This window comes from Streptomyces ochraceiscleroticus, assembly GCF_000720485.1.
GTDB lineage: Bacteria > Actinomycetota > Actinomycetes > Streptomycetales > Streptomycetaceae > Streptomyces > Streptomyces ochraceiscleroticus.
This window is the reverse complement of the sequence record NZ_JOAX01000033.1, coordinates 42,432-65,417: the sequence shown is the minus strand read 5'-3', so window position 1 is coordinate 65,417 and position 22,986 is coordinate 42,432. Positions and strand designations below refer to the sequence as shown.

Annotated in this window: 15 protein-coding genes; 9 read left to right on the top strand and 6 right to left on the bottom strand. The window is 69.3% G+C overall.

Going from position 1 to position 22,986, the window contains the following annotated elements:
* The first annotated feature begins 335 nt into the window (after positions 1–335).
* The 3 genes from IG84_RS0132145 (at position 336) to IG84_RS0132135 (ending at position 4,914) form a co-directional block, all read left to right on the top strand.
* On the top strand, positions 336–2,654 hold the full coding sequence (locus IG84_RS0132145) for an ATP-binding protein (RefSeq protein ID WP_245659681.1): 2,319 nt from the start codon (positions 336–338) through the stop codon (positions 2,652–2,654).
* 177 nt (positions 2,655–2,831) lie between these two features.
* On the top strand, positions 2,832–3,830 hold the full coding sequence (locus IG84_RS0132140) for a cellulase family glycosylhydrolase (RefSeq protein WP_031065088.1): 999 nt from the start codon (positions 2,832–2,834) through the stop codon (positions 3,828–3,830).
* Positions 3,831–3,930: 100 nt separating this feature from the next.
* A complete protein-coding gene (locus IG84_RS0132135; protein ID WP_031065079.1) occupies positions 3,931–4,914 on the top strand; it encodes an acetylxylan esterase in 984 nt (327 codons plus the stop codon).
* A 53-nt stretch (positions 4,915–4,967) separates the two neighbouring features.
* Here IG84_RS0132135 and IG84_RS0132130 read toward each other — a convergent pair whose 3' ends face one another.
* Complete coding sequence (locus IG84_RS0132130) at positions 4,968–6,002, bottom strand: LacI family DNA-binding transcriptional regulator (RefSeq protein WP_031065076.1); 1,035 nt, start codon at positions 6,000–6,002, stop codon at positions 4,968–4,970.
* The gene (locus IG84_RS0132125) at positions 5,999–8,401 is read right to left on the bottom strand and encodes a glycoside hydrolase family 2 protein (protein ID WP_031065073.1); all 2,403 of its coding nucleotides are present in this window, start codon (positions 8,399–8,401) and stop codon (positions 5,999–6,001) included. The genes IG84_RS0132130 and IG84_RS0132125 overlap by 4 nt, the downstream gene beginning before the upstream one ends.
* 275 nt (positions 8,402–8,676) lie before the next feature.
* On the opposite strand from IG84_RS0132125, the gene IG84_RS0132120 reads away from it, so the two are divergent.
* From IG84_RS0132120 to IG84_RS0132110, 3 genes are all read left to right on the top strand, one after another.
* Positions 8,677–9,996, top strand: a complete 1,320-nt coding sequence (locus IG84_RS0132120) for an ABC transporter substrate-binding protein (protein ID WP_031065071.1) — start codon at positions 8,677–8,679, stop codon at positions 9,994–9,996.
* An 82-nt stretch (positions 9,997–10,078) separates the two neighbouring features.
* Positions 10,079–11,059, top strand: coding sequence for a carbohydrate ABC transporter permease (locus IG84_RS0132115; protein WP_031065068.1), 981 nt, complete (start codon positions 10,079–10,081; stop codon positions 11,057–11,059).
* Positions 11,056–11,907, top strand: coding sequence for a carbohydrate ABC transporter permease (locus IG84_RS0132110; protein ID WP_031065065.1), 852 nt, complete (start codon positions 11,056–11,058; stop codon positions 11,905–11,907). Before IG84_RS0132115 ends, IG84_RS0132110 begins: the two co-directional genes overlap by 4 nt.
* Before the next feature lie 31 nt (positions 11,908–11,938).
* Here the strand turns inward: IG84_RS0132110 and IG84_RS0132105 are convergent, their stop codons facing one another.
* The gene (locus IG84_RS0132105) at positions 11,939–13,267 is read right to left on the bottom strand and encodes a phytase (RefSeq protein ID WP_031065062.1); all 1,329 of its coding nucleotides are present in this window, start codon (positions 13,265–13,267) and stop codon (positions 11,939–11,941) included.
* A 250-nt stretch (positions 13,268–13,517) separates the two neighbouring features.
* Between IG84_RS0132105 and IG84_RS0132100 the strand changes: the two genes are divergently transcribed.
* The gene (locus tag IG84_RS0132100) at positions 13,518–15,983 is read left to right on the top strand and encodes an ATP-binding protein (protein ID WP_051862697.1); all 2,466 of its coding nucleotides are present in this window, start codon (positions 13,518–13,520) and stop codon (positions 15,981–15,983) included.
* 138 nt (positions 15,984–16,121) lie between these two features.
* Here the strand turns inward: IG84_RS0132100 and IG84_RS0132095 are convergent, their stop codons facing one another.
* The 3 genes from IG84_RS0132095 to IG84_RS0132085 all read right to left on the bottom strand — a co-directional run bounded on the left by IG84_RS0132095 (position 16,122) and on the right by IG84_RS0132085 (position 19,490).
* The gene (locus tag IG84_RS0132095) at positions 16,122–16,679 is read right to left on the bottom strand and encodes a DUF3291 domain-containing protein (protein WP_031065056.1); all 558 of its coding nucleotides are present in this window, start codon (positions 16,677–16,679) and stop codon (positions 16,122–16,124) included.
* Between the two features lie 316 nt (positions 16,680–16,995).
* The gene (locus IG84_RS0132090; protein ID WP_031065053.1) at positions 16,996–18,135 is read right to left on the bottom strand and encodes an FAD-dependent oxidoreductase; all 1,140 of its coding nucleotides are present in this window, start codon (positions 18,133–18,135) and stop codon (positions 16,996–16,998) included.
* Between the two features lie 770 nt (positions 18,136–18,905).
* A complete protein-coding gene (locus IG84_RS0132085; protein ID WP_031065050.1) occupies positions 18,906–19,490 on the bottom strand; it encodes a TetR/AcrR family transcriptional regulator in 585 nt (194 codons plus the stop codon).
* A 215-nt stretch (positions 19,491–19,705) separates the two neighbouring features.
* On the opposite strand from IG84_RS0132085, the gene IG84_RS0132080 reads away from it, so the two are divergent.
* Together IG84_RS0132080 and IG84_RS0132075 are read left to right on the top strand one after the other, a co-directional pair.
* Positions 19,706–20,644 (top strand): alpha/beta fold hydrolase, encoded by a 939-nt coding sequence (locus IG84_RS0132080; RefSeq protein WP_031065049.1) that lies wholly within the window; start codon positions 19,706–19,708, stop codon positions 20,642–20,644.
* A gap of 432 nt (positions 20,645–21,076) precedes the next feature.
* Positions 21,077–22,903: an AMP-dependent synthetase/ligase gene (locus tag IG84_RS0132075; RefSeq protein WP_031065046.1), complete on the top strand. Its 1,827-nt coding sequence runs from the start codon at positions 21,077–21,079 to the stop codon at positions 22,901–22,903.
* The last annotated feature ends 83 nt before the right edge of the window (positions 22,904–22,986 follow it).

Here is a 22,986-nt window from a genome sequence, read left to right as displayed (position 1 = left end):
CGGCCCGTCGGGGACCGGCTCGACCCATGCCCGAGATCCTGTGCCAGGTGGAATGCGAGTGGTAGTGCGCGCTCTGGACAACGAACGGGGAGCACGTGCCACTAGGGAGTACCGACGCCTGTCAGTGCTGCTCAGAGCCCCGGGAGTCGTTGGATGCGGTGGGAGGGACGGGTGCGCAGCCGTCGACCAGGGAGTGGATGACGCACCGCGCACCGCACCATGCGATGCCACCGTCAAGGGTGACGCCTTGCCCGGTCCGGACCCCTCCGTCCCCAACTTCCTTACGCCGCCCGCGTCGGCGTGAGACTCTCTTGGTGACGCAGAGGGAGGGCGCCGTGACTCAGTGGACATGGGCCAGGGCCAGTACGCGGAACGAGACGACCGGGTTCATCGGCCGCGCGGCGGAACTGGAGGCCGTCCGCAAGGCGGTGACGCAGGCACGCGTCGTCACGCTCACCGGTCTCGGCGGTGTCGGCAAGACCCGGGTCGCGGTGCGGGCTGCCCATCAGCTGACGGTCGACTTCCCCGCCGGCGTGAGCATCGCCGAACTGAGCGGTCTGCGGGACGCCGAGTTCCTGCCCAACACGGTGGCGTCCGCCGTCGGCCTGCCGGAGACCGCGTCCCAAGCGCCGATGGACCAGCTCATCGACCATTTCGCGGACAAACAGGCGCTGCTGGTGCTGGACACCTGCGAGCACCTGGTGGATGCGATCGCCGTGTTCGTCGACATGCTTCTGCACAACTCTTCCAGGCTGGTGCTCCTGCTGACCAGCAGGCAGCCCGTGGCGCTGCCCGGCGAGTGCGTCCTCCCGATCCCGCCGATGCCCGAGCCGGACGCGGACGCGAGCGAACACGACAACGACGCGCTGGCGCTGTTCGTCGCCCGGGCCAAGGCCGCCCTGCCGTCCTTCGCGCTGAGCGACGAGAACCGATCCGAGGTCATCGCGCTCTGCCGCCGCCTGGACGGCATCCCGCTGGCCATCGAGCTCGCCGCCGTACGACTGCGGACCATGCCGCTGGAGCAGATCCTGGACCGCCTCGACGACCGGTTCCGGCTGCTGGCCGGGGCACGGTCCGCCCAGGAGCGCCACCACACGCTGCGTACCACGATCGAGTGGAGCCACGAGCTGTGCTCGGCACCGGAGCAGGAGCTCTGGGCGCGCCTTTCGGTGTTCGCCGGAGGATTCACCCTGGCAGCCGTCGAACAGGTCTGCGCCGGCGGCAAGCTGGCCGACCTGGACGTGCTCGATCTGCTCGGCGCCCTGGTGGACAAGTCGGTGGTGCAGCGCGTCGACGGCGTCGCCGAGTGCCGCTACCGGCTGCTGGACACGATCCGCGAGTACGGCGCCGAGCGGCTGGAGGACGGCGGCCGCACCGAAGAGTACGCGCGAGGGCACCGGGACTTCTTCCTGCGGATGGCCGGCCGGGCGGGCGAGGAGTGGCTGGGCGACCAGCAGGTCGAGTGGGGGAACCGGCTCGCCGCCGACTTCGACAATTTCCGCGTCGCCATGGACTTCGCCATCGCGCAGCCGGGAGACGAGGCCGCGCTCCGGCTGGTGAACGGCCTGTGGGGGCTGTGGCTCGGCAAGAGCAGGCTGACCGAGGCCCGGCGCTGGATCGACAAGGCCCTGACGGCCGAGCCGGAGCCGACCGTCGAGCAGGGCATCGCCCTGTACTACGGCTCCTACTACGGGCTGCTCCAGGGCGACCAGGGCGCGCGTGAGATGGTCGGGCGCTGCCGGGCCGTGGCCGAGTCCCTGGACGACGACTTCCTGCGCGCCCGCGCCAAGGCCGTCGAGACCTTCGAGATGCTCATGTGGAGCCGGGACGTCCCGCGCGACATGGCGTCGACCGAGGAGTCGCGTCGGCTGCTCAGGGCGTCGGGCGATCTGTTTCCCCTGGTGGCCGGGTACATCACCACCGCGGTGTGCCACGCCGCCCACGGTGATCCGTCGCGGGCCCTGCGGGAGGCGGAGGAGTGCCTGCAGGAGCTGACACACATCCCCCACGAGCGGTGGGTGCGCAACTACATCATGATCGCCCAGGTGCTCGCGCTCTGGGCCGTCGGCCGGCCGGACGAAAGCCGCGAGCTGGGGCGCAGGGTGCTGCCCTCCGCCCTCGATCAGGGCGAGACGATGAGCCTCGCCGCCACGGTGGAGTTCCTGTCCTGGGTGGCCTGCGGCGACGACGAGCACGAGCGCGCCGCGACGCTGCTCGGCGGCGCCACCACACTCTGGCGTCAGGTCGGCACCACCCTGTGGGGCGTACGGGCTCTCAACGCCCTGCACACCGACACCGAGAACACCCTGATGCTCAGTCTGGGTGCCAAGCGCTTCACGCAGGTGTACACGTACGGAGCGCGACTGCCCGTGCCGGAGCTGGTCGACATCGCCGGCGGGAACGGGCACGGCAACGAGACCGTGCCGCCCCCGGACACGGACGACGGCAGTCCCCTCGGCCCCCTCACCCGGCGCGAGCGCGAGGTCGCCGGCCTGGTCACCGAAGGGCTCACCAACCGCCAGATCGCCGAACGCCTCGTCATTTCCAAACGGACCGCCGACTCCCACGTCGAACACATCCGTACCAAGCTGGGCGTCACCTGCCGCACCCGGATCGCCGCAGCGATCGACGCCCAAAAGCCGGAAGAGGCGTGATGGCCAGGGCACTTGGCCGCGACCGGTGAAGTGCCCTTGAAGAGCAGTGATGTTGGCCTGCACCCTTCGATTCACTAAACCCGTACTTAACTAAACGCCGTGTCTAGACATCGTTGTCATGCCCGTGCAGAGTGGTCCGCCAAGTACCCGACCGCCCGACCATGTAGGGAGCACGGGATGACAAGGAGACTGGCCGCTGTGGTGGGAGCGCTGCTCACCATGGCCGCCTCGATGTTCGCGGTACCGGCGTCCGCCGGGGCGGCGGCCGCACCGGGGTTCCACGTCAGCGACGGACGGCTGCTGGATGCCAACGGGAAGGAGTTCGTCCTGCGGGGTGTGAACCACGCACACGCCTGGTATCCGGACCGGACGGGCAAGGCGCTGGCCGACGTCAAGGCGCTCGGCGCCAACTCGGTGCGCGTTGTGCTCGGCACCGGGGACCGCTGGGCCAAGAATGACACGGCGGACGTCACCGCGGTGGTCGCCCAGTGCAAGAAGAACCGGCTGATCTGCGTGCTGGAGGCGCACGACACCACGGGGTACGGGGAGCAGAGCGGTGCCGCCTCACTGTCCCGCGCGGTGGACTACTGGATCAGCGTCCAGAACGCGCTGAAGGGGCAGGAGAAGTACGTCATCCTGAATGTGGGCAACGAGCCCTTCGGGAACACCGGTTACCGCACCTGGGCTGCCGACACGTCGGACGCCGTCAAGCGGCTGCGCGCCGCGGGGTTCCAGCACACCCTGATGGCGGACGCGCCGAACTGGGGTCAGGACTGGTCGTTCACCATGCGGGACAACGCTGCCGGTGTCTTCGCGAGCGACTCGCAGCGCAACACCGTGTTCTCGATCCATATGTACGGTGTCTTCGACACGGCCGCCGAGGTCGATGACTACCTCAACCGGTTCGTCAAGGCCGGACTGCCCCTTGTGGTCGGTGAGTTCGGGGACAAGCACTCGGACGGCGACCCGGACGAAAACGCGATCATGTCCCGTACCCGGCAGCTCGGACTGGGGTACATGGGCTGGTCCTGGAGCGGTAACGGCAGTGGTGTCGAGTATCTCGACATGGCCACCGGCTTCGATGCCGGCCGGCTGACCGGCTGGGGCCAGCGGTTCTTCAACGGGGCCGACGGCATCAAGGAGACCTCCCGCGAGGCGAGTGTGTTCAGCGGCTGACAGGCCGCCACCGAAGTGGTCCGCGGTCCGGCCGGACGCACACGCCCGGCCGGACCGCGGGCGCTGTTCTGCCTCTCCCCCACTCGAAGGAGTCCGATCCTTGCCGTTCACCGATCTCCCGCTCGATCAACTGCGCGCCTTCCAGGCGGACATGTCCGCGCCCGTCGACTTCGACGCTTTCTGGAAGGAGTCACTGGCGCTGTCGTACGCGTCGGCCGATGCGCCCACGGTCACCCCGCTCCGCGACACACTGCTGACCACCGTCGAGGCGGCCGACGTACGGTTCCCGGGGTGGCGCGGACAGCCGGTCGCGGCCTGGCTGGTCCGGCCGGCGGGCGCTGACGGGCCGCTGCCCACGGTGATCACGTACCTCGGCTACGGCTGCGGTCGCGGCCTGCCGACCGACCACCTGCTCTTCCCGTCGGCCGGCTACATCCAACTGATCGTCGACAGCCGCGGCCAGGGCCATGACACGCCCGACCAGGAGGAGGGCGACGCCCCGCAGTGGGTCGGTGGATTCATGACCCGCGGCATGGGAGACCCCCGCCACCACTACTACCGCCGGCTCATCACGGACTGTGTGCGCGCCGTCGACGCGGCCCGCGCGCTGCCGTACGTCGATACGCACCGCATCGTCGTCCAGGGCGGCAGCCAGGGCGGCGGGCTGGCGCTGGCGGTGGCCGGGCTGGTCGGGGATCGCGTCGCCGGTGTACTGGCCGACGTGCCCTTTCTGTGCCACTTCCGCCGGGGCGCCACGGTCGCCACGGAAGGCCCCTATGCCGAGCTCGTGCAGTATCTGCGCCGGCACACGCGCGACGATCCGGAGCGGGCCTTCGGGACGCTCGACTACTTCGACGGCCTGCACTTCGCCGCCCGGGCCTCGGCACCTGCACTGTTCAGCGTGGGCCTGATGGATCCCGTCTGCCCGCCGTCCACGGTGTACGCCGCCTTCAACCGGTACGCGGGCAGGGCCGCCATGAAGGTCTGGCCGTACGCCGATCACGGCGGTGGGCAGGGTTCGACGCCGCCCGAGCAGTTGCGCTGGCTGCGTGACGAGGGGCTGTCGCCGGGCGTGGGGCGCTGACGGTACGAGGGGCGGGCCGTGGCCGCGAGGGCCTGGGCCCGCCCCTTGTACCGTCATCCCGTCCGCGGTGGCGGGGCGGTGGAGCCGCGCGGGGTGAGGGACGGGGTGGGCACCTGGTGGGAGGCCGGGACCGGGCCGTTGATCACGTCGAAGAGGGTGCGGGCCACCTCCGTGCCGAAGCTGTGCACGTCGTGGCTCATCGCCGACAGGGTCGGGTGGGTGAGCCGGCACAACTGGGAGTCGTCCCAGGCGAGCAGGGAGACGTCGGCCGGGACGGAGAGTCCCATCTCCGCCGCCACCCCGGCACCGGCGACGGCCATGATGTCGTTGTCGTAGAGGATCGCGGTCGGCCGGTCGGCGGAGAGCAGCAGCGAGCGGGTGGCACGGGCTCCCTCCTCCCCCGCGAACCCCGTGGCGATCTGCCGCCCGCCGTCCAGCCCGAGGTCACGCATGGTGGACTCGAACGCGGCGGCGCGGATCGCGCTGTGGCCCAGCCCGTCCGGCCCGCCGACCCGGGCGATGCGCCGGTGGCCGAGCGCTGCCAGGTAGCGGACCGCCTCGGCGGCCGCGGTGGCGTCGTCCGTCCAGACCGAGGGCAGCCCCCCGGTGAGCGAGGGGTGTCCGACGGCCACCGCCGGCAGCCCGAGCTGCTGCAGTGCGGGCACGCGCGGGTCGTTGTCGTGGAAGTCCACGAGGATGGAGCCGCCGATCAGCCGCCCCTTCCACCAGCTCTCCTGGAGCGCGATCTCCTCCTCCAGGTCACGCACCAGGCGCAGCAGCAGCGAGCAGGAGCGGTCGGCCAGCACGCTCTCGATGCCGGAGATGAACTCCATGTAGAACGGTTCGAGGCCGAGCAGCCGGGCGGGGCGGCAGATGGCCAGGCCGATGGCGCCCACCCGCTGGTTGGACAGGCTGCGGGCGGTCAGGTTCGGGGCCCAGCCCAGCTCGCGGGCCGCCTCGAAGATGCGCTCCCGGGTGGCGTCCGAGACCCCCGGCTTGTGGTTGAAGGCCAGGGAGACCGCTCCCTTGGACACCCCGGCCCGGGCGGCGACCTCCTTGATGGTGATCCGCCGCGTGGGAGCGCTCACGGGGTGTCCACGCAGAAGAGCGCGGCCCGGATCTCCGCCGCGTCCAGGTCGGTCCGGCCGCTGACGCGGATGCGGGCCCGCTCACCGGGGAGCAGGGTCATAAGGCCCCGGTCCGCGCCGACGTGCGGGCCGAGCCGGTCGGCCTGCAGCAGGAGATCTCGTACCAGCGTCTGTGCCGTCACCACGACGTCAACTTTATCCTCCTGCCCTGCCACGGGCTCCACGGCGACGTCGAATCGCGGGTGGGGGTACGCGAAGTCCCGGTCGGGAACCGCGAAGGACACCGACCGCAGGCCGTCCGCGTCGGCGACCAGGAACTCATTGGCGGAGCCGGCGGCCGGCGCAAGGTCCGCCGGGACCTGGACACGCCGTACGGACCGGGGCTCGGCGGTGACATCGAGGGACGTCTCGCGCACCGTCGTGCCGTCGGCCTCCAGGAGTCGCAGTGTGACCGTGGTGCGCCAGGCGGCGGCCGACTGGTTGATCACGGCGAGGAAGGGGGTGCCGTCGCCGGGCTGGAGGGTGAGGAGGCGGTCGGCGTAGACGCGGCGCAGCTCGTGGTGGAGCGGCTTGAGCCGGCCGTCGCCGTCGACGGCGGACCAGGAGCTGACCGGCCAGCAGTCGTTGAGTTGCCACACAACGGTGCCCGCGCAGACCGGCCAGTGCGCGCGCCAGTGCTCAATGCCGGCCGCCACGGCGCGGGCCTGGACGACCTGGGTGAGGTAGTGCCAGCGGTCGAAGTCGCCCTCGGGCAGGGCGAAGTGGCGGGCCACACCGCGGTTCAGCTTGCCGTTGCCGTCCTCGGCCTTCTGGTGGTGGAGCATGCCGGGCGAGTCCGGTGCCAGTTCCTCGCCGGGCAGGGCGCGGCGCAGGGTCGCGAGCGCCGGCGGCGCCTGCCAGCCGAACTCGGCGACGAACCGCGGCACGTTGGCGCGGTATTCGGCGTAGTCCTCGCGGTTCCACACCTCCCAGGAGTGGTACGTGCCGTGAGCGGGGTCGTTGGGATGGTGGTCCCACGAGCCGGACCAGGGGCTGCCCGCGGTGTACGGCCGGGTGGGGTCCAGCTCGGCGACGATGCGCGGCAGCAGGCCCAGGTAGTAGCCCTCGCCCCAGGAGTTCCCGGCGAGCTCCGGCTCCCAGTCCCAGTCCCGGAATCCCCAGAGGTTTTCGTTGTTGCCGTTCCACAGGACCAGGCTCGGATGCGGCATCAGACGGACGACGTTCTCGCGCGCTTCGGCGTCGACCTCGCCGCGCAGCGGCTGTTCCTCGGGGTAGGCGCTGCAGGCGAAGAGGAAGTCCTGCCAGACCATGAGGCCGAGTTCGTCGCAGGCGTCGTAGAAGGCGTCGTCCTCGTAGATGCCGCCGCCCCATACGCGGACGAGGTCGGCGTTGGCCTCGGCCGCCTGGGTCAGCCGGTGCCGGTACCGTTCGGGAGTCACGCGGGAGGGCAGCGCGTCGTCGGGGATCCAGTTCACACCGCGGGCGAAGATCCGCTCCCCATTGACCACGAAGGTGAATCCGGTGCCCTGCGCGTCGGCAGTGCGGTCCAGCTCCACGGTGCGGAATCCGATGCGGCGGTGCCAGGCGTCGAGTGGGTCCCCAGCGGCGTCTGCGAGCGTCAACGCGACCTCGTACAACGGCTGTTCGCCGAGACTGCGGGGCCACCACAGCTCGGGCGCCGCCACCTCCAGGGTCAGCACCGCCTCGTCACCCTCGAAGGTGAGCAGCGCTTCCGTCCCCGCGACGGTCGCCCGCGCCGTGAGCGGGCGGCCGGCGCCCTGCTCGGTGCGTTCCACCTCGATGTGCAGTTCCACCCGGCCGGTCGTGTCCTCGACCGTGACCAGCGGGCGGACCCGGGCGATGCGGGCGGTCGACCAGTGTTCGAGCCGGACCGGCCGCCACATTCCGGCAGTCACGAGGGTGGGACCCCAGTCCCAGCCGAAGCTGCACGCCATCTTGCGGAGGTACTGCGAGGGCTCGGGATAGACGTTGGGGCGCTCCCCGGTGAGAGCCCGCACGGTGGCGGCCTCGTCGTAGGCGGAGGCGAGCCGCACTTCCAACTCACCGGTGCGCCCCGTGACATCGAACCGGAAGCTGCGGTGCATGTTGCGTGTATGGCCCAGCGCCCGCCCGGCGAGGGTGATCTCCGCCGCGGTGTCGAGCCCGTCGAAGACCAGGTCGGTGCGCTCGTGGTCGCTCGCGTAGTCGAGGTGCCGGCTGTAGAGCCACGCACGCCGTCCGACCCAGGCGACGTCGTGCTCGTTCAGGCCGAGGTACGGGTCGGGTATGCGCTGGGCTGCCAGCAGATCGGTGTGCACGCAACCCGGTACTTGGGCGGGCAGCAGTTCCCCGTCGTGGTGCAGGTTCCAGCCCTCGCCGAGCTGGGTGACGTCCTTCATGGTGCGGGCTCCAATCGCCTGACTCACGCCCCCTGGGGCGCGGGACAACCTAGCTCCCGCCCGCCCGGCTGTCTATAAACCGGTCAAGTAGAGATCCAACCCGCGACTTCGAGCCCCAACTTGCCGCTCGACAGGTGGCATTACGTGCACGACAAGCCTGCCCGGTAACGATTAGGCATCACGGTGGAAATCTTAGCTTTACCGGTTCACCTCTGACTGCCATAGTGCCGACAACCACGCAGACCTGAGCCGTAACCCTGGAAGGAGTGGGGCACATGGGGAGGAAGACGCTCGCGAGCGCGCTTCTCACCGCCGCGATGCTGACCGTCGCGGGGTGCGGCGGCGGAGGCGCCGCCACGGGAGAGACGGCGGCCGCCCCCGCCGACCCGGGCGACGCCTCGGGAGAGATCACGGTGCTGACGCACCGGACCGACCTCGTGCAGAACGGGACGATGAAGCGGTACGCCGCCGAGTTCCACAAGACGTACCCCAAGGTGAAGGTGAAGTTCGAGGGCATCACCGACTACGAGGGCGAAGTCAAGATCCGTATGAACACGGAGAACTACGGCGACGTCCTGATGATCCCGGGCGCCATCGCCAAGAACAACTACCCCAAGTTCTTCGCCCCGTTGGGTGACTCCGCCGAGCTGTCCAAGAAGTACCGCTTCAGCGACAAGACGGAGGTCGGCGGCAAGGTCTACGGCATCGCGAGCTTCGGCACCGCGAACGGCTTCCTCTACAACAAGGCCGTGTGGAAGAAGGCCGGCATCACCGGCTGGCCCACCACGCCAGAGGGGTTCCTCAAGGACCTGCGGGCAGTCAAGTCCCGTACGGACGCGACCCCGTACTACACCAACTTCAAGGACGGCTGGCCGCTGAGCAGCCCCTGGACCAACAGCATCGGCTCGGTGAGCTGCGACGCGAAGGCCGGTGACAAGCTGGCCACTTCCGCCGCGCCGTGGGCCAAGGGCAGCGACCTGAACGTGATCGACACACTGCTCCACGACATCGTGCACCGCAAGCTCTCCGAGAAGGACCCCACGACCACCAACTGGGAGAGCTCCAAGAACCTGCTCGCCAAGGGCAAGATCAGCAGCATGCTGCTGGGTTCCTGGGCGATCGCGCAGGTCCAGGACGCCGCGAAGAAGGCGGGCGCCGATCCGGACGACATCGGCTTCATGCCCTTCCCCGCGCAGAAGAACGGCACGTTCTGCGCCACCCTGGCCTCCGACTACCAGCAGGCGGTGAACATCCACTCCGAGCACAAGCCCGCCGCCCGGGCCTGGATCGACTGGTTCACCGAGAAGTCGGGCTACGCGCAGAAGGAGGGCGGGGTGTCCGCGCTGCGGACCGCCGCACTGCCGGCGTCCCTGAAACCGTACGTCGACAACGATGTCAAGCTCATCGAACGCTCCGAGGCCAAGACCGCCCAGGTCAACGCCATCGACGACGCCGCCGAGATCGGCCTCGCCAAGCAGGACTACCGGCAGAAGCTCATCGACACCGCCCGCGGCGCACAGCAGGGCAGCCTCGACGACTTCTTCGCCGACCTCGACAAGCGGTGGAACGAAGCCGCCAAGACCGCCGGCTCCTGACGGACGGCGGGGACGGGCCCGGGCCGCGCGACGCCGGCCCGGGCCCGGCACTCCCCGCACCCGCGGCAGACGAAAGGCCGACATGACCGAAACGACTCACAGGGCCGCGGCACGCCCCGCCGGGCCGGCCGCCTCCTCGCACGGTAAGACGGCGACACCCACCGGACCACCCGGTTCCCCACCACGCTCCTGGCGGAGCCATCCCCTGCGGCGGGCCACCCCTTGGCTGTTCCTCGTCGTCCCCCTGGCCCTGCTGATCACGTTCACCTACGTCCCCGTGGGCAACATGCTCTACTACAGCTTCACGGACTGGGACGGGGTGAGTCCGACCCGCAACTTCACGGGCGTCGACAACTACCAACAGCTGTTCACCCGACCGGAGTTGTTCCGGGTCTTCTTCGTGAGCTTCTACTACCTCGCGGCGTCCGTCGTACAGATCGCCATCGCGCTGTACTTCGCGACCGTGCTCAGCTTCGACCTGCGCTTCAGGAACTTCTTCAAGGGCATCCTGTTCTTCCCCTACCTGATCAACGGGGTCGCCATCGGCTTCGTGTTCCTCTACTTCTTCCAGGACGGCGGCACCCTCGACTCGGTGCTGTCCTGGTTCGGGGCCGACACCGGCCACGCCTGGCTGGGCGATCCCGAGTCGGCGAACACCTCACTCGCCGGGGTGTCCGTCTGGCGCTTCACCGGCCTGAACTTCGTGCTCTTCCTCGGCGCGATCCAGTCGATCCCCGGTGAGCTCTACGAAGCGGCCCAGCTCGACGGCGCGAGCCGATGGCAGCAGTTCCGGCACATCATCGCGCCGAGCATCAAGCCCATACTCAGTCTGAGCATCATCCTGGCGGTCTCCGGCTCCCTCGCCGTCTTCGAGATCCCCTACATCATGACCGGCGGCGCGACCGGCACCTCGACCTTCGTCATCCAGACGGTCAAGCTCGCCTTCCAGTTCAACAAGACGGGCCTGGCATCGGCCGCCGCCGTCGTGCTGCTCCTGATCATCCTGCTGATCACCTGGATCCAGCGCCGCCTCGTGCCCGATGAAAGGGTGGACCTGGTATGACCACGCTGCTTCCGGCCCCCCGGCGCCGCCCGAGGATCGGGCCGGTACTCACCTACCTGTCCCTGATCGTCGCCGCGTCGGTCGTGCTCGTGCCCCTCGTCGTCGTCCTCCTGACCTCGCTGAAGACCTCCCGCGAGGTCTCCGACGGCGGAGCCCTGTCCCTGCCGGACGACTGGCTGAACCTCGGCAACTACGCCACGGCCTTCTCCGACGGCAAGATGCTCACCGCGTTCGGCAACACGGCGTTCATCCTGCTCTTCTCGGTCGCGGGCACCGTGGTGATCGGCTCGATGACCGCGTACGCCATCGACCGCTTCGACTTCAAGGCCAAGAAGCTCGTCGTCGCCCTCTTCCTGATCGCCACGCTCGTGCCGGGCGTGACGACCCAGGTCGCCACCTTCCAGGTCGTCAACGGCTTCGGGCTGTTCGACACCCGGTGGGCGCCGATCCTGCTCTACATGGGCACCGACATCGTGTCGATCTACATCTTCCTGCAGTTCATCAGGGGCATTCCGGCGTCACTGGACGAAGCGGCCCGGCTGGACGGCGCCAACGCGTTCACGATCTTCTGGCGGATCATCTTCCCGCTGCTCAAACCCGCCATCGCCACCGTGGTCATCGTCAAGGGAATCACCGTCTACAACGATTTCTACATTCCCTTCCTCTACATGCCCTCGGAAGAGCACGGCACGATCTCCACGGCCCTCTTCCGCTTCAAGGGTCCGTTCGGCGCGCACTGGGAGAACATCTCCGCGGGCGCGATCCTCGTCATCGTGCCGACCCTGCTCGCCTTCCTCTTCCTGCAGCGCTACATCTACAACGGCTTCGCCCAGGGCGCCACGAAGTGAGCGCCCCGGGCGAAGGCGGCCCCGGCGGCCGTCAGTCGTCGATCGTCCTCATCACGTCGGCGAGGTCCACGAACTTGAAATCGGTGGCCTTGCGGCCGTCGTCCGCCGGTGCGTCGTGGCCGTCCTGGACGACGAGGAGGCCGTGCGGGTACTTCGTGCCCAGCGGCGCGTTGAGTACGGCGGCGCCGTCGCACTCCTCGGAGCCGTCGAGGCTCGCCGAGGCGGCGGTGACGCGGAATCCGCCCTCGTACTCGTTGTCATCACCCGGCTCGCGGTCGTAGGCGGCGAAGGTGTTGTCGCCCTGGCTGGAGGCGAGCAGGTAGCCGTCCCCGTCGTCCTCGGTGAGCAGCGTCAGCCCCTCGACGTCGGCCGTGAGCCGGGTGCCGCCGTAGCCGGGGTCGGCGCCCGGGACGCACTCCTCGGTCTCCTCGTCGTACGCACCGGGAATCCCGTACTCGCGCACCTTGTCGACGAGGTGCGGCGAGCCGGTGAGGTCGGCCCGCAGCCGCCAGATGCCGACGTCCTCCTGGCCGGCGTAGAGGGTGCCGGTGGCCGGGTCGACGGTCATGCCCTCGACCTGGGGCAGCTCACCGGGCTCGGCACAGGGCGTCCATGAACTGCCGTTGGGGAGCCGGAAGGCGGACGGCAGGTCCAGCGTGCGGATCTTGTGGTACCCGACCTTGCCGCCGGGCGCCGCGGTCAGTTCGAGCAGGGCGAGGGTGGTGCGGTTGCGCCGGCTGACCAGCGCGTAGGACCGTCCGGTCGAGGTGTCGGTCCAGGTGGCGAGGCCGTAAGCGGTCTGCTGCTCGTTGATCTCGTCCTGGTCGGCGGAGAACACCGGCGGCGCGCCGGGGGCGGTGACGTCGGTGAGCGGGCCACCCGGCCGGTCGCGGTCGATGCGGTAGACCCGCAGGGTGTCGCGGCCGCGGTCGCTTGCCACCGCCAGGTCGGCCCGGCCGGACGTCAGGCGCAGACCGTGTACGAGGTCCACGTTGTTGAAACGGCCCGGGGCGTCGTCCGGCCCCGGCGCGGACGGTGCCGGCAGGGACTGCACGGGCCGGGCGTCGAGGTCGTAGACCCGCAGTCCGCCCTGCTTGGCCGTGGCGATCACCAGGCTGCGGCCGGGCTCGGCGGCGTTCCGCCAAATCGCCGGATCATCCGCGTCGGCGTCTCCGCCCGCCTCGTCGTCGTACAGCGCGGGCGTCTCGGCCCGGGGGCTCACCGCGGGGAGGTCGCCACTGCTCCGGCTGCCGGCCTCGGCGGGTACGGCGGGCACGGCCGCCGCGAGGGTGGCGAGGGCCGTACCCAGTAACAGGGCGATGGATCTGACATGCTGACGGTTCGTCAGTCGTCGGTACATTCGGATGCTCCTCAGCGTGGGGGGCTGGTCAAATGCCTTGCCGAGCCTCGGACTTCAGGGTGTCGGCGGCGTGAACGAAGCATGCACCACCACTCGGCCGGGGCGTGATCGCATGGTGAATCGGTGGAACCGCTCCCAGCCGGTATCCGCTTACCACACCCGGCTGTCGGCCTGGCGCGCCGTGTGCTCGCTCGCTAGCGTGGGGAGGAGTTTCGCCCGGGCGAAGGTACATCAGGCAAGTGGGGCTGCGATGGCGACGCATCATGCGCAGGCGGCGGTCGACCTCCCGGCGGAGGTGACGAGCTTTGTGGGGCGGGCCGAGGAGCTCGCGGCAGCGCAGCGGATGCTCGACCGGGCCCGGCTGGTCACCCTCGTCGGTCCGGGAGGCGTGGGCAAGACCCGGATCGCGCTGCGTACGGCAACGCAGCTCGCCGCACGGTTCACCGACGGAGTGTGTCTGGTGGAGCTCTCCGCGCTGCGCGACGCGGCACTGCTGCCGAACACCGTCATCGGTGCCCTGAGCCTGCCCGAGCAGTCCGGCCGTCCCCCGCTCGATTACCTCATGGAGTATCTGAAGGACAAGGATCTCCTTCTTGTCCTGGACACCTGCGAGCACGTCGTGGACACCTGCGGCATGCTCGCCGATGCCCTGCTCCGTACGGCCCCCGACCTGCGGATCATGGCCACCAGCCGGCAAGCGCTGAGCGTGCCGGGCGAGAACGTCCTGGAGGTTCCCCCGCTGGGCGTCCCGGACGAGGGCGGCACCGCTGAAGAGACCGACGCGGTGCGGCTGTTCGCCCAGCGGGCGGCGGCGGTGCGCAGCGGGTTCACGGTCGACGACCGTAACCGTGCCGCGGTCGGCGCGCTGTGCCGGCGGCTCGACGGCATCCCGCTGGCCATCGAGCTGGCCACCGTACGGCTGCGTGCGCTCTCCCTCGATCAGCTCGTCAGCCGGCTCGACAGCAGGTTCCGGCTGCTCACCGGCGGCAACAGGACGGCGCTGCCCCGGCATCAGACCCTGCGTACGGCCATCGGATGGAGTCATGAGCTGTGCTCCCCCGAGGAGCGGCTGCTGTGGGCGCGGCTGTCGGTCTTCGCCGGATACTTCGACCTGACCGCGGTGGAGGAGGTGTGCGCGGACACCGAGCTGCCGGCCGACGAGATCCTCGAGTCGCTGATCGGGCTCGTGGACAAGTCGATCGTGCTCAGGCTCGACGACGAGAGCGGGACCTGCTACCGGCTGCTCGACACCATCCGGGAATACGGTGAGGAGTGGCTCACCGAGCTCGGCGAGGCACGGGCGTTGCGGGCCCGCCACCGCGATCACTATCTGGCGATGGCCGAGGAGTTCACACGGGAGTTCTGCACGTCGCAGCAGGTGCCCGGATACCTACGGCTGCGGCGGTGCTCCGCCGATCTGCGGGCGGCACTGGAATTCTGTTTCACCGAGGGAGGCACCGAGGGCGACGGTGGGGCCGGAGCGGATGACGGGGACGGCGGGGCCGCGGCCGGGGATGCCCGTACAGGGCTCAGGTTCGCCATCTCGCTCTGGTGCTACTGGGTGTGCTCCTCCCGGTTCAGCGAGGCCCGGTACTGGCTGGACAAAGGTCTCGGCCTGGTCGATGGCCCCGTTCCCGAACGGGCGGAAGCCCTGCGGTTCGTCGGCTGGTTCGCGATGATGCAGGGTGAGCACGACTTCGCACTGCCGCTCCTCGAGGAGTCCAAGGCCATCGCCGAGGAGCTGGCGGACGATTCCCTCCTCACGTACGCGCTGCAGTATCTGGGCGGTACGTACATGTTCAAGGGCGAGGGCGAGCTCGCGCTGCGGTACTACGGGGAGGCCCGGCGCCGGCTCATCGAGCAGCAGGACCACGTCGGCATCGCGATCGTCCATTACCAGGAGGCGTTGATGCACGCCATGCTGGGCGATACCGAGACCTCGATCGAGCTCTGCGATGTGACCCTGGACCTGCTGGCGGGAACGGACGAGCGCTGGAACCAGGCATGGGCACTGTGGGTGAAGGGGATCGCCCTGCTGCTCGGCGGTGACCACGACAGCACATGCGAGGCCGTCATGCGCGCTGCCCTGGCGATGAAGTACGACGTCCGCGACAGGATGGGCTCCGCCCACTCCCTCGAAGTACTCGCCTGGCTCAGTGCCGAGCAGGGGCGCTCCGAGCAGACCGCGTGGATGCTGGGGGCGACAAAGGTGCTCTACGAAAAGATCGGAGCACCGCTCTTCGGCATCGCGATGCTCCAGAGCCGCCATGACGCGGCCGTACGGACGGCCCGGGCGGACCTCGGCGATGACGCGTACGACAAGGCGTTCCGTCAAGGAACGGTCATGCCACTCGACGAGGTGGTGGCCCGGACGCAATCCGATGCCGCGAGCGAAGAGGCGGCGGCATCCGGTGGCGGGGCCGCCGGCGCGTGCGACCGGGCCGGTACGGAGCAGGGCCCGTCCGGCACGGCGGACGACGAGGACCCGGCGGGCCCGCTGGGGTCGCTGACCCGCCGGGAGCGCGAAGTGGCCGGACTGGTCGCCGCCGGACTCTCGAACCGTCAGATCGCGGACCGATTGGTGATCTCCAAGCGGACCGTGGACGCTCATGTGGAACACATCCTGAGCAAACTGGGATTCTCGTCCCGGTCCCGGATCGCCGCCCTGGTGGGGGAAGCGCCGATGGCGCAACTGGACGCCCGTCGACGGGCTTAGTGCTGGGGTCGGTGAGGTAGAGGGCGAAGCCCCAGGCACTGGCGGATCCGCCGTAGCGCAGACGCATCTGTTCGCTGTCATTCAATCGAGATTCAATCGAGGCGTTTGACAGCGAAGCCAGTCTTTCAGGCTCCCTTGTCAGCAGACCTGGCCGCTCTTCGGCACAATGCCTTTGATCCTGGTCGGAGTTCCGTCCGGGGCGAACGAGTGGTGGAAGGTGAAGGCGTGCGGCGCGGAGCCGTGGTCGTGGAGGTGCTCCAGCCTGGAAACCCCGTCCTGCCAGGTGGGTATCACGCCGTCGGAGACCCACCAGCACACGTAATTCGGGCGCCCTGTCCTCTCGAACCAGTCGTAACGCCTGTTCAGCGCCGCACGGTGCAGACCGGTGTAGATGGCGTCGAAGGCGGGGCGCAGGTCGGTCCAGAGCGAGAGGGTCGCGGCCAGGGCGGTGGTTTCCACCGTACGGCCCTTGCTGTACCAGGTCGGTACGGCGAACTCTCCCCATGCACCCCAGTCCGCCTCGAAGAGCATGCCCCGGTCACCGTCTGCCGCTTCAGCACGAGCGAGGTATCCGGGGTGCTGACTGATCTTCCGGTAGACGGCCTCACCCATGTCGTAGAACTCGCGCGTGAGAGGTGCGGGATCGGCGAGAGGTGACTTCAGGACGCCGAATGTGTACAGAGCAAGATGGGGCATGCGTTTCTCCCTGGTTGAGGGTGCCTGGTGTGGGCCCGCGGGTGGCTCAGCCTGAAGGAACTCCCGTGCGACCGTGGGCGATCGCCGAAGACCAGGTGAAGGTAGCTGCCTCCGCGGGCCATGTCGAAGTTGCGTTTTCCCTCTCCAAGTGGCCTATTGCGCCTGTCTTTTCGGGGGCTGGGACGGTGACGGGCGGGGCAGGCTGCGGAGTACCAGTGCTCCACTTCGGCCGATCGGTTCGCCCGCCATGCCCGTCCGCACCCTCTGTCCGACAGCCTCGAGGCGTACGGCGGCGAACTCCCCCTGTCAAAAGGCCTTATGTGGACTGCTCCTGCCGGGTGAACGCGGTGACCAGGTCGTGGACTGTGATGTTGTCGGAGTCGATCCCGTCGGCGTCGGCGCCATCGAAGAGGTGGGCGGCCTCGGCGCTGCGGGGGAACATCGCTTGCTCGTGTTCGGTGAGCGCGGCCTCGATGTCGTCGGGGTGCGCGGCGATGGCCTTGCCGAGTTCGGCGCCGTCGAGCATGGCCAGGTTGGCGCCTTCGCCGTTCGGGGCCGAGAGGTGGGCGGCGTCGCCGAGCAGGGTCACCCCCGGCACCCGGTCCCACCGGTGTCCGGTCGGCAGAGCGTAGAGGGGGCGCAGTACCGGCGCGATGTCGCCGTCAGTGATCAGCGCGGTGAGCTCCGGCGCCCAGCCGTCGAATTCCTGCCCGATCCGCGCGGTGGCCACGGCGGCATCGGCGAAATCGATGACGGCGAACCAGTCCTGCGGCTCGGACAGCCCCACGTAGGCGTGCAGCGTGTCGCCCCGTTCCCGGTGCGCGAAGATCTCCCTGCCCGGCGTGAGCGCCATCATCGACCCGCCGCCGACCGTTTTCGCGGCGGCGGGGTGCCGGGTGTCGGCGTCGAACAGGTAGGTCTCGACGACCGACTTGCCGGTGTACTCGGGTGTGGCGGCGGAGAGCAGCGGCCGGACCCGTGACCATGCGCCGTCCGCGCCGACCAGCAGGCCGGTGACGACGGTGCTGCCGTCGGCGAACGTCACCTCGTGGCGCCCCTCACCGAGGGTACGGGCGCTGCTGACCTTGTGCCCCCACTGGACGGTGCCGGCCGGGAGCGAGTCGAGCAGGATCTGTCGCAGCTCGCCGCGTTGCACCTCGGGGCGTCCCCCCGTACCATCGTCGGCCTTCTCGAACAGGACGGTCCCGTCCGGGGCGAGGACCCGCATTGCCTGGCGGCCCTCCAGGACGAGGCCACGGAACTCGTCCATCAAGCCGGCTGCTTCGAGGGCGAGTTGCCCGTTGTAGTCGTGGATGTCGAGCATCCCGCCCTGCGAACGCGCAGCCGGGGAGGGCTCCGCCTCGTAGACCGTGGACGGTATTCCGTGGACGTGCAGGACGCGGGCGAGCATGAGGCCGCCGAGCCCGGCGCCGATGATCGTGACGTGAGTGGTCATGGTGGCTTCCTTTCTGATCGTGGACCGCTGGGCGGCCCCCCCGGCGGGTCACGCCGGGAGCGCCGCTCCAGTGAGCCGGGACGATGCGATGCGGGTGGCCGGCGCCGTTGATGGCCGGCGCCGACCAGCTCCAATGTCCCGGCAGCCATCGACAGACCACCGACAGATCACCGACCACCGCCGACAACCACCGACAACCAACCGACACACCGGCCCCGTCCCCGCGTCGGCGCTCGATCGCCGGCCACGCTGATGACCGGCGGCTGCTCACGGTCGGCACTGCGCTGATCGCGGTGGAGGCGTTCGCCCCTGCGGCCCCAGCGCGGAATCGGCTACATCTTCGCCATCGGCCGCGACTTCCGGATCACGACCTCCGGGCACCAGAAGATGCGCGCCTATGCGGCGCTCGGCCTGGTCGAGCCGCACGGGTGGAACCGGCGCTCGGCCGGAAACGGCTCGAAGGGACGGCGCCTCTACGACTGGGCGTGGATCGCCACAGCCTCACCCGTGCCACCACCTGCTCATCCGCCGCTCGATCAGCACGGGCGAACTGGCCTACTACCGTCCCCGAGATCCAGCGCCTTCCCACCGTGATCACACGGCGAATACCACAGGCCACGGACCTCGCGTTCCACCTGGCCTGGTCCGGTTGGCGACGAAGCCACCAGGCCCGAGCCCGTTGGCACCACTACCGCGCGCGCCTCGAACTCATGAAATGACTGTGCGTACCAGGCTGCGAGTCCGACGGCTGTAGCGGCTGTTCAGATTCGTTACGCGCGCAGCGCCTGCGACAGCGCGTCAACGGTCACGCCCACGATGGCCAGGAGCTGCGCCGGGCTCGCCCCGGCCCTGCTCATGACGGCGAGCGACTGGTTCACGGCCGCCGCGTGTACAGCGAAGGCCTCGGCGTCCTGGTCGGACAGTCGGCCGGCCTTCAGCGCGGCGCGCAGGCGCAGGCGCTGGAAGCCGAGCGCCTGCTTGGCGTGCGCTGCGACGCTCGGACTCAGCACTGGAATTGCCATGGCTGACTGGGCAATCAGGCATCCATCAGGTAGTTCGGGATCGGCGATGCGCTCGAGGGTGACGTCGAAGAACGCACGAACAGCGGCAACGGGTTCCGAGGCTGCACACGACAGGGCGGCGTCGTACTTCTCGCCATAGCGCGCAGCGTAGAGATCCAGGCAGCGCAGGAAGAGCGTGTCCTTGTCGCCCAGGGAGGAGTAGATGGAACTGCGGTTCAGGCCAGTTGTCCGAGACAAAACGTCCAATGAGGTGTCGGCGTAGCCGTCGCGCCAGAACTGGATCATCGCGGCGTCGAGCGCCGCGTCCATGTCGAACTGCTTCTTGCCTGCCACGCGGCACTTCCTTGCCGATGCGTCGATGGTTCGGACTACGTTGCGCACCATTCTATCTTGAACTGGTTAGTTCAAGATGCGTTAGCCTTCAAGCGTGGTCATGGGCCAGGCATGCCGCGCACTCGCGACCGCGCGAGAAACACACCACGTGGTCCCAGCCACCGCCGTCAGCTACACCGTCCCGACCGCACACCTGACACCGATGGAGGATCCCCGTGACCGGCCCAGCAACCAGCACTCCGCATGTCTCCGAAAGCAACCCCATCCGCGACCTGCCCCTGCAGCATCTGGCCGGATTCACTCACCGCTGGGTCGACGCGGACGGCGTCCGCCTTCATGCCGTCGAAGGCGGACGGCCGAGCGGCCCGGCCGTCGTTCTGCTCGCCGGGTTCCCGCAAACCTGGTGGGCCTGGCGAAAGGTGATGCCCGGCCTCACCCACCGGTTCCGCGTCATCGCGATCGACCTGCCGGGTCAGGGCCACTCCGAGCGTCCAAAAGGCAGCTACGACACGCACGCGGTCGCCGCGCACGTCCACACCGCCGTGAAGGCTCTCGGAGTGTCGACTTACTCCCTGGTCGCCCACGACATCGGCGCCTGGGTCGCTTTCTCCCTCGCCCTCAACTTCGAGAGCCACCTGCGCGGGGTCGCTCTGCTCGACGCCGGGATTCCCGGTATCACTCTCCCGGAGGCGATTCCCACCGACCCGGATCAAGCGTGGAAAACGTGGCATTTCGCGTTCCACATCGTGCCCGACCTGCCCGAGGCGCTGCTTGCCGGCCGCGAACGCGAGTACGTCGGCTGGTTCCTGAAGGTGAAGGCCCTGTCTCCCGACACGTTCGACGACGCCGAGCTCGACCACTACGCGGCGGCCGTCGCCGTCGACGGCGGCCTGCGCGCTTCCCTCGCGTACTACCGAGACGCCGCGGAGTCGGCGCGCAAGAACCGCGAGGCGCTCAAGTGGCGGCACCTGACCGTGCCCATCCTCGGAATCTCCAGCAGCCACGGCTCCGTTCCGGACATGGCCGCCTCCCTCAGCCCATGGGCCGACAACACCACCCGAATCGTCGTGCCCGACGCCGGACACTTCATCCCCGACGAGCAGCCCGAAGCTATCGCTGCCGCGATAGCAGACTTCATCGCCGACGACGACTGACACCCGCCAAACCCACCCGCCCGCGCCACCCAAGGCCGCGCCCCCGACGTGCTGGCAGGCACGGGGCGGTGTCAGCAGCCGACCCCATCTGACCTGCGAAGAACCTAAGACGGCCGCTCAATTCATCGGGTTTGGCACCCACCGGGCGTTTTGTGCGTCACGGCGCCAGCGCCGCAAGAGGCCAGTCGGCCACCCCTGCCCTCGCCATGGCTGATTCCAATCGGAAAGATTTGGTGCAGAAACGGTCCCTGTGGCGTGATCGTTCGGCATGTTACTGGCGGGTTCATGTCCGGGGTTCTCCGAGAGTAGACCGTTTTCGCCGGATGACCAGGGCCTATGGCAACGGTTCGGACGTTTGGCAGTCGCTGCCGTTCGGTCGCTCTCGTGGGGTACGGTCGCGGCGCTGCATGGAGCACCACGAGGAGCGGGTCATTGCGCGAGTACTCCGTCCCCCCACTGGCGACGGCGCCCCGGGTCGGCGGTCTGGCGGACGCCGTCTTCGAAAATGCCGAGTCCGGCCCCGACCAGGTCGCGCTCTGCCGTAAGGACGACGCGGGACGCTGGGAGGACGTCAGCGCCGCGCAGTTCCGCGACGAGGTCATGGCGCTCGCCAAGGGGCTGCTGGCCCAGGGCGTGCGGTTCGGCGACCGCGTCGGGATCATGTCGCGGACGCGGTACGAGTGGACGCTGTTCGACTTCGCCCTGTGGGCGGTGGGTGCGCAGCCGGTACCGCTGTACCCGACTTCCTCCGCCGAGCAGGTCTTCTGGATGCTGCACGACTCGGCCGTCTCCTCCTGCCTGGTCGAGCACGAGGACCACGCCATGACCATCGGGTCGGTCATCGGCCGGCTGCCGCATCTGCGTCTGCTGTGGCAGCTGGACGAGGACCCGGTGGCCGAGCTGGTCGAGGCCGGGCGGCACATCGAGGACGACGTCGTGCACCGGCACCGGATGGCGGTCACCCCGGACGCGCCCGCGACCGTCATCTACACCTCCGGCACCACCGGCCGCCCCAAGGGCTGCGTGATCAGCCACGCCAACTTCATGGCCGAGGCCGACAACGTCGTCGCACGGTACGAGCAGGTCTTCCACTCCAAGCCCGGCGACGAGGCGTCCACCCTGCTCTTCCTGCCGCTGGCGCATGTCTTCGGGCGGATGGTGCAGGTCGCCGCGATCCGCGGCCGCGTGAAGCTCGGCCACCAGCCGAACCTCTCGGCCACCGCACTCCTCCCCGACCTGCAGTCCTTCAAGCCGAGCTTCATCCTCGCGGTGCCCTACATCTTCGAGAAGGTGTTCGCGGCGGCACGGCGGAAGGCCGAGGCGGACGGCAAGGTCGGCCCCTTCGACAAGGCCGTCGACGTGGCGCGACGGTACGCCGAGGCGATGGAGCACAAGGCGTTCGGTACCGGCTCCGGGCCCGGCGCGGGCCTGCGCATGCAGCACCAGCTCTTCGACAAGCTCGTCTACAGCAAGGTCCGGGCGGCGATGGGCGGCCGGGTCCGGCACGCGATGTCGGGCGGCTCGGCCATGGAGCGCCGGCTCGGCCTCTTCTGGGAGGGCGCGGGCGTCACGATCTACGAGGGGTACGGCCTGACGGAGTCCACCGCCGCGGCCACCGCCAACCCGCCCGAGCAGACCCGGTTCGGCACGGTCGGACTGCCCATCCCCGGTACGACCGTGCACATCGCGGACGACAACGAGGTGTGGGTGCACGGCGGCCAGGTCTTCCAGGGTTACCTCAACGACCCCAAGGCCACCGACGCCGTACTGCACGACGGCTGGCTGGCCACCGGTGACCTCGGGCAGCTCGACGAGGACGGGTACCTCACGATCATCGGCCGCAAGAAGGAGATCCTGGTGACCTCCGGCGGCAAGACGATCTCGCCGGTACCGCTGGAGGAGCGGGTACGGGCGCACCCGCTCGTCGCCCAGTGCATCGTGCTCGGCAACGACCGGCCGTACGTCGCCGCGCTGGTCACGCTGGACGCGGAGGCGGTGACGCACTGGCTGCAGATGCGCGGCAAGCCGTCCCTGCCGGCGACCGACCTGGTGCGCGACCCGGACCTGGAGACCGAGATCCGGCGGGCCGTGGTCGCCGCGAACACGCTCGTCTCGCAGGCCGAGTCGATCCGTACGTTCCGCATTCTGGCCAGCCAGTTCAGCGAGGAGCACGGGCTGCTGACGCCGTCGCTGAAGCTGAAGCGGAAGGCGATCGAGACGGCGTACGAGGCCGAGGTAGCGGCGCTGTACGAGCGGTAACTCGGCACTCTTCGAACGGAGGTACGAGCCGAAGTGGGTGACGGCTCAGCCCGTCTCGGTCCGTCTCACTCCGTCGGCGTGCG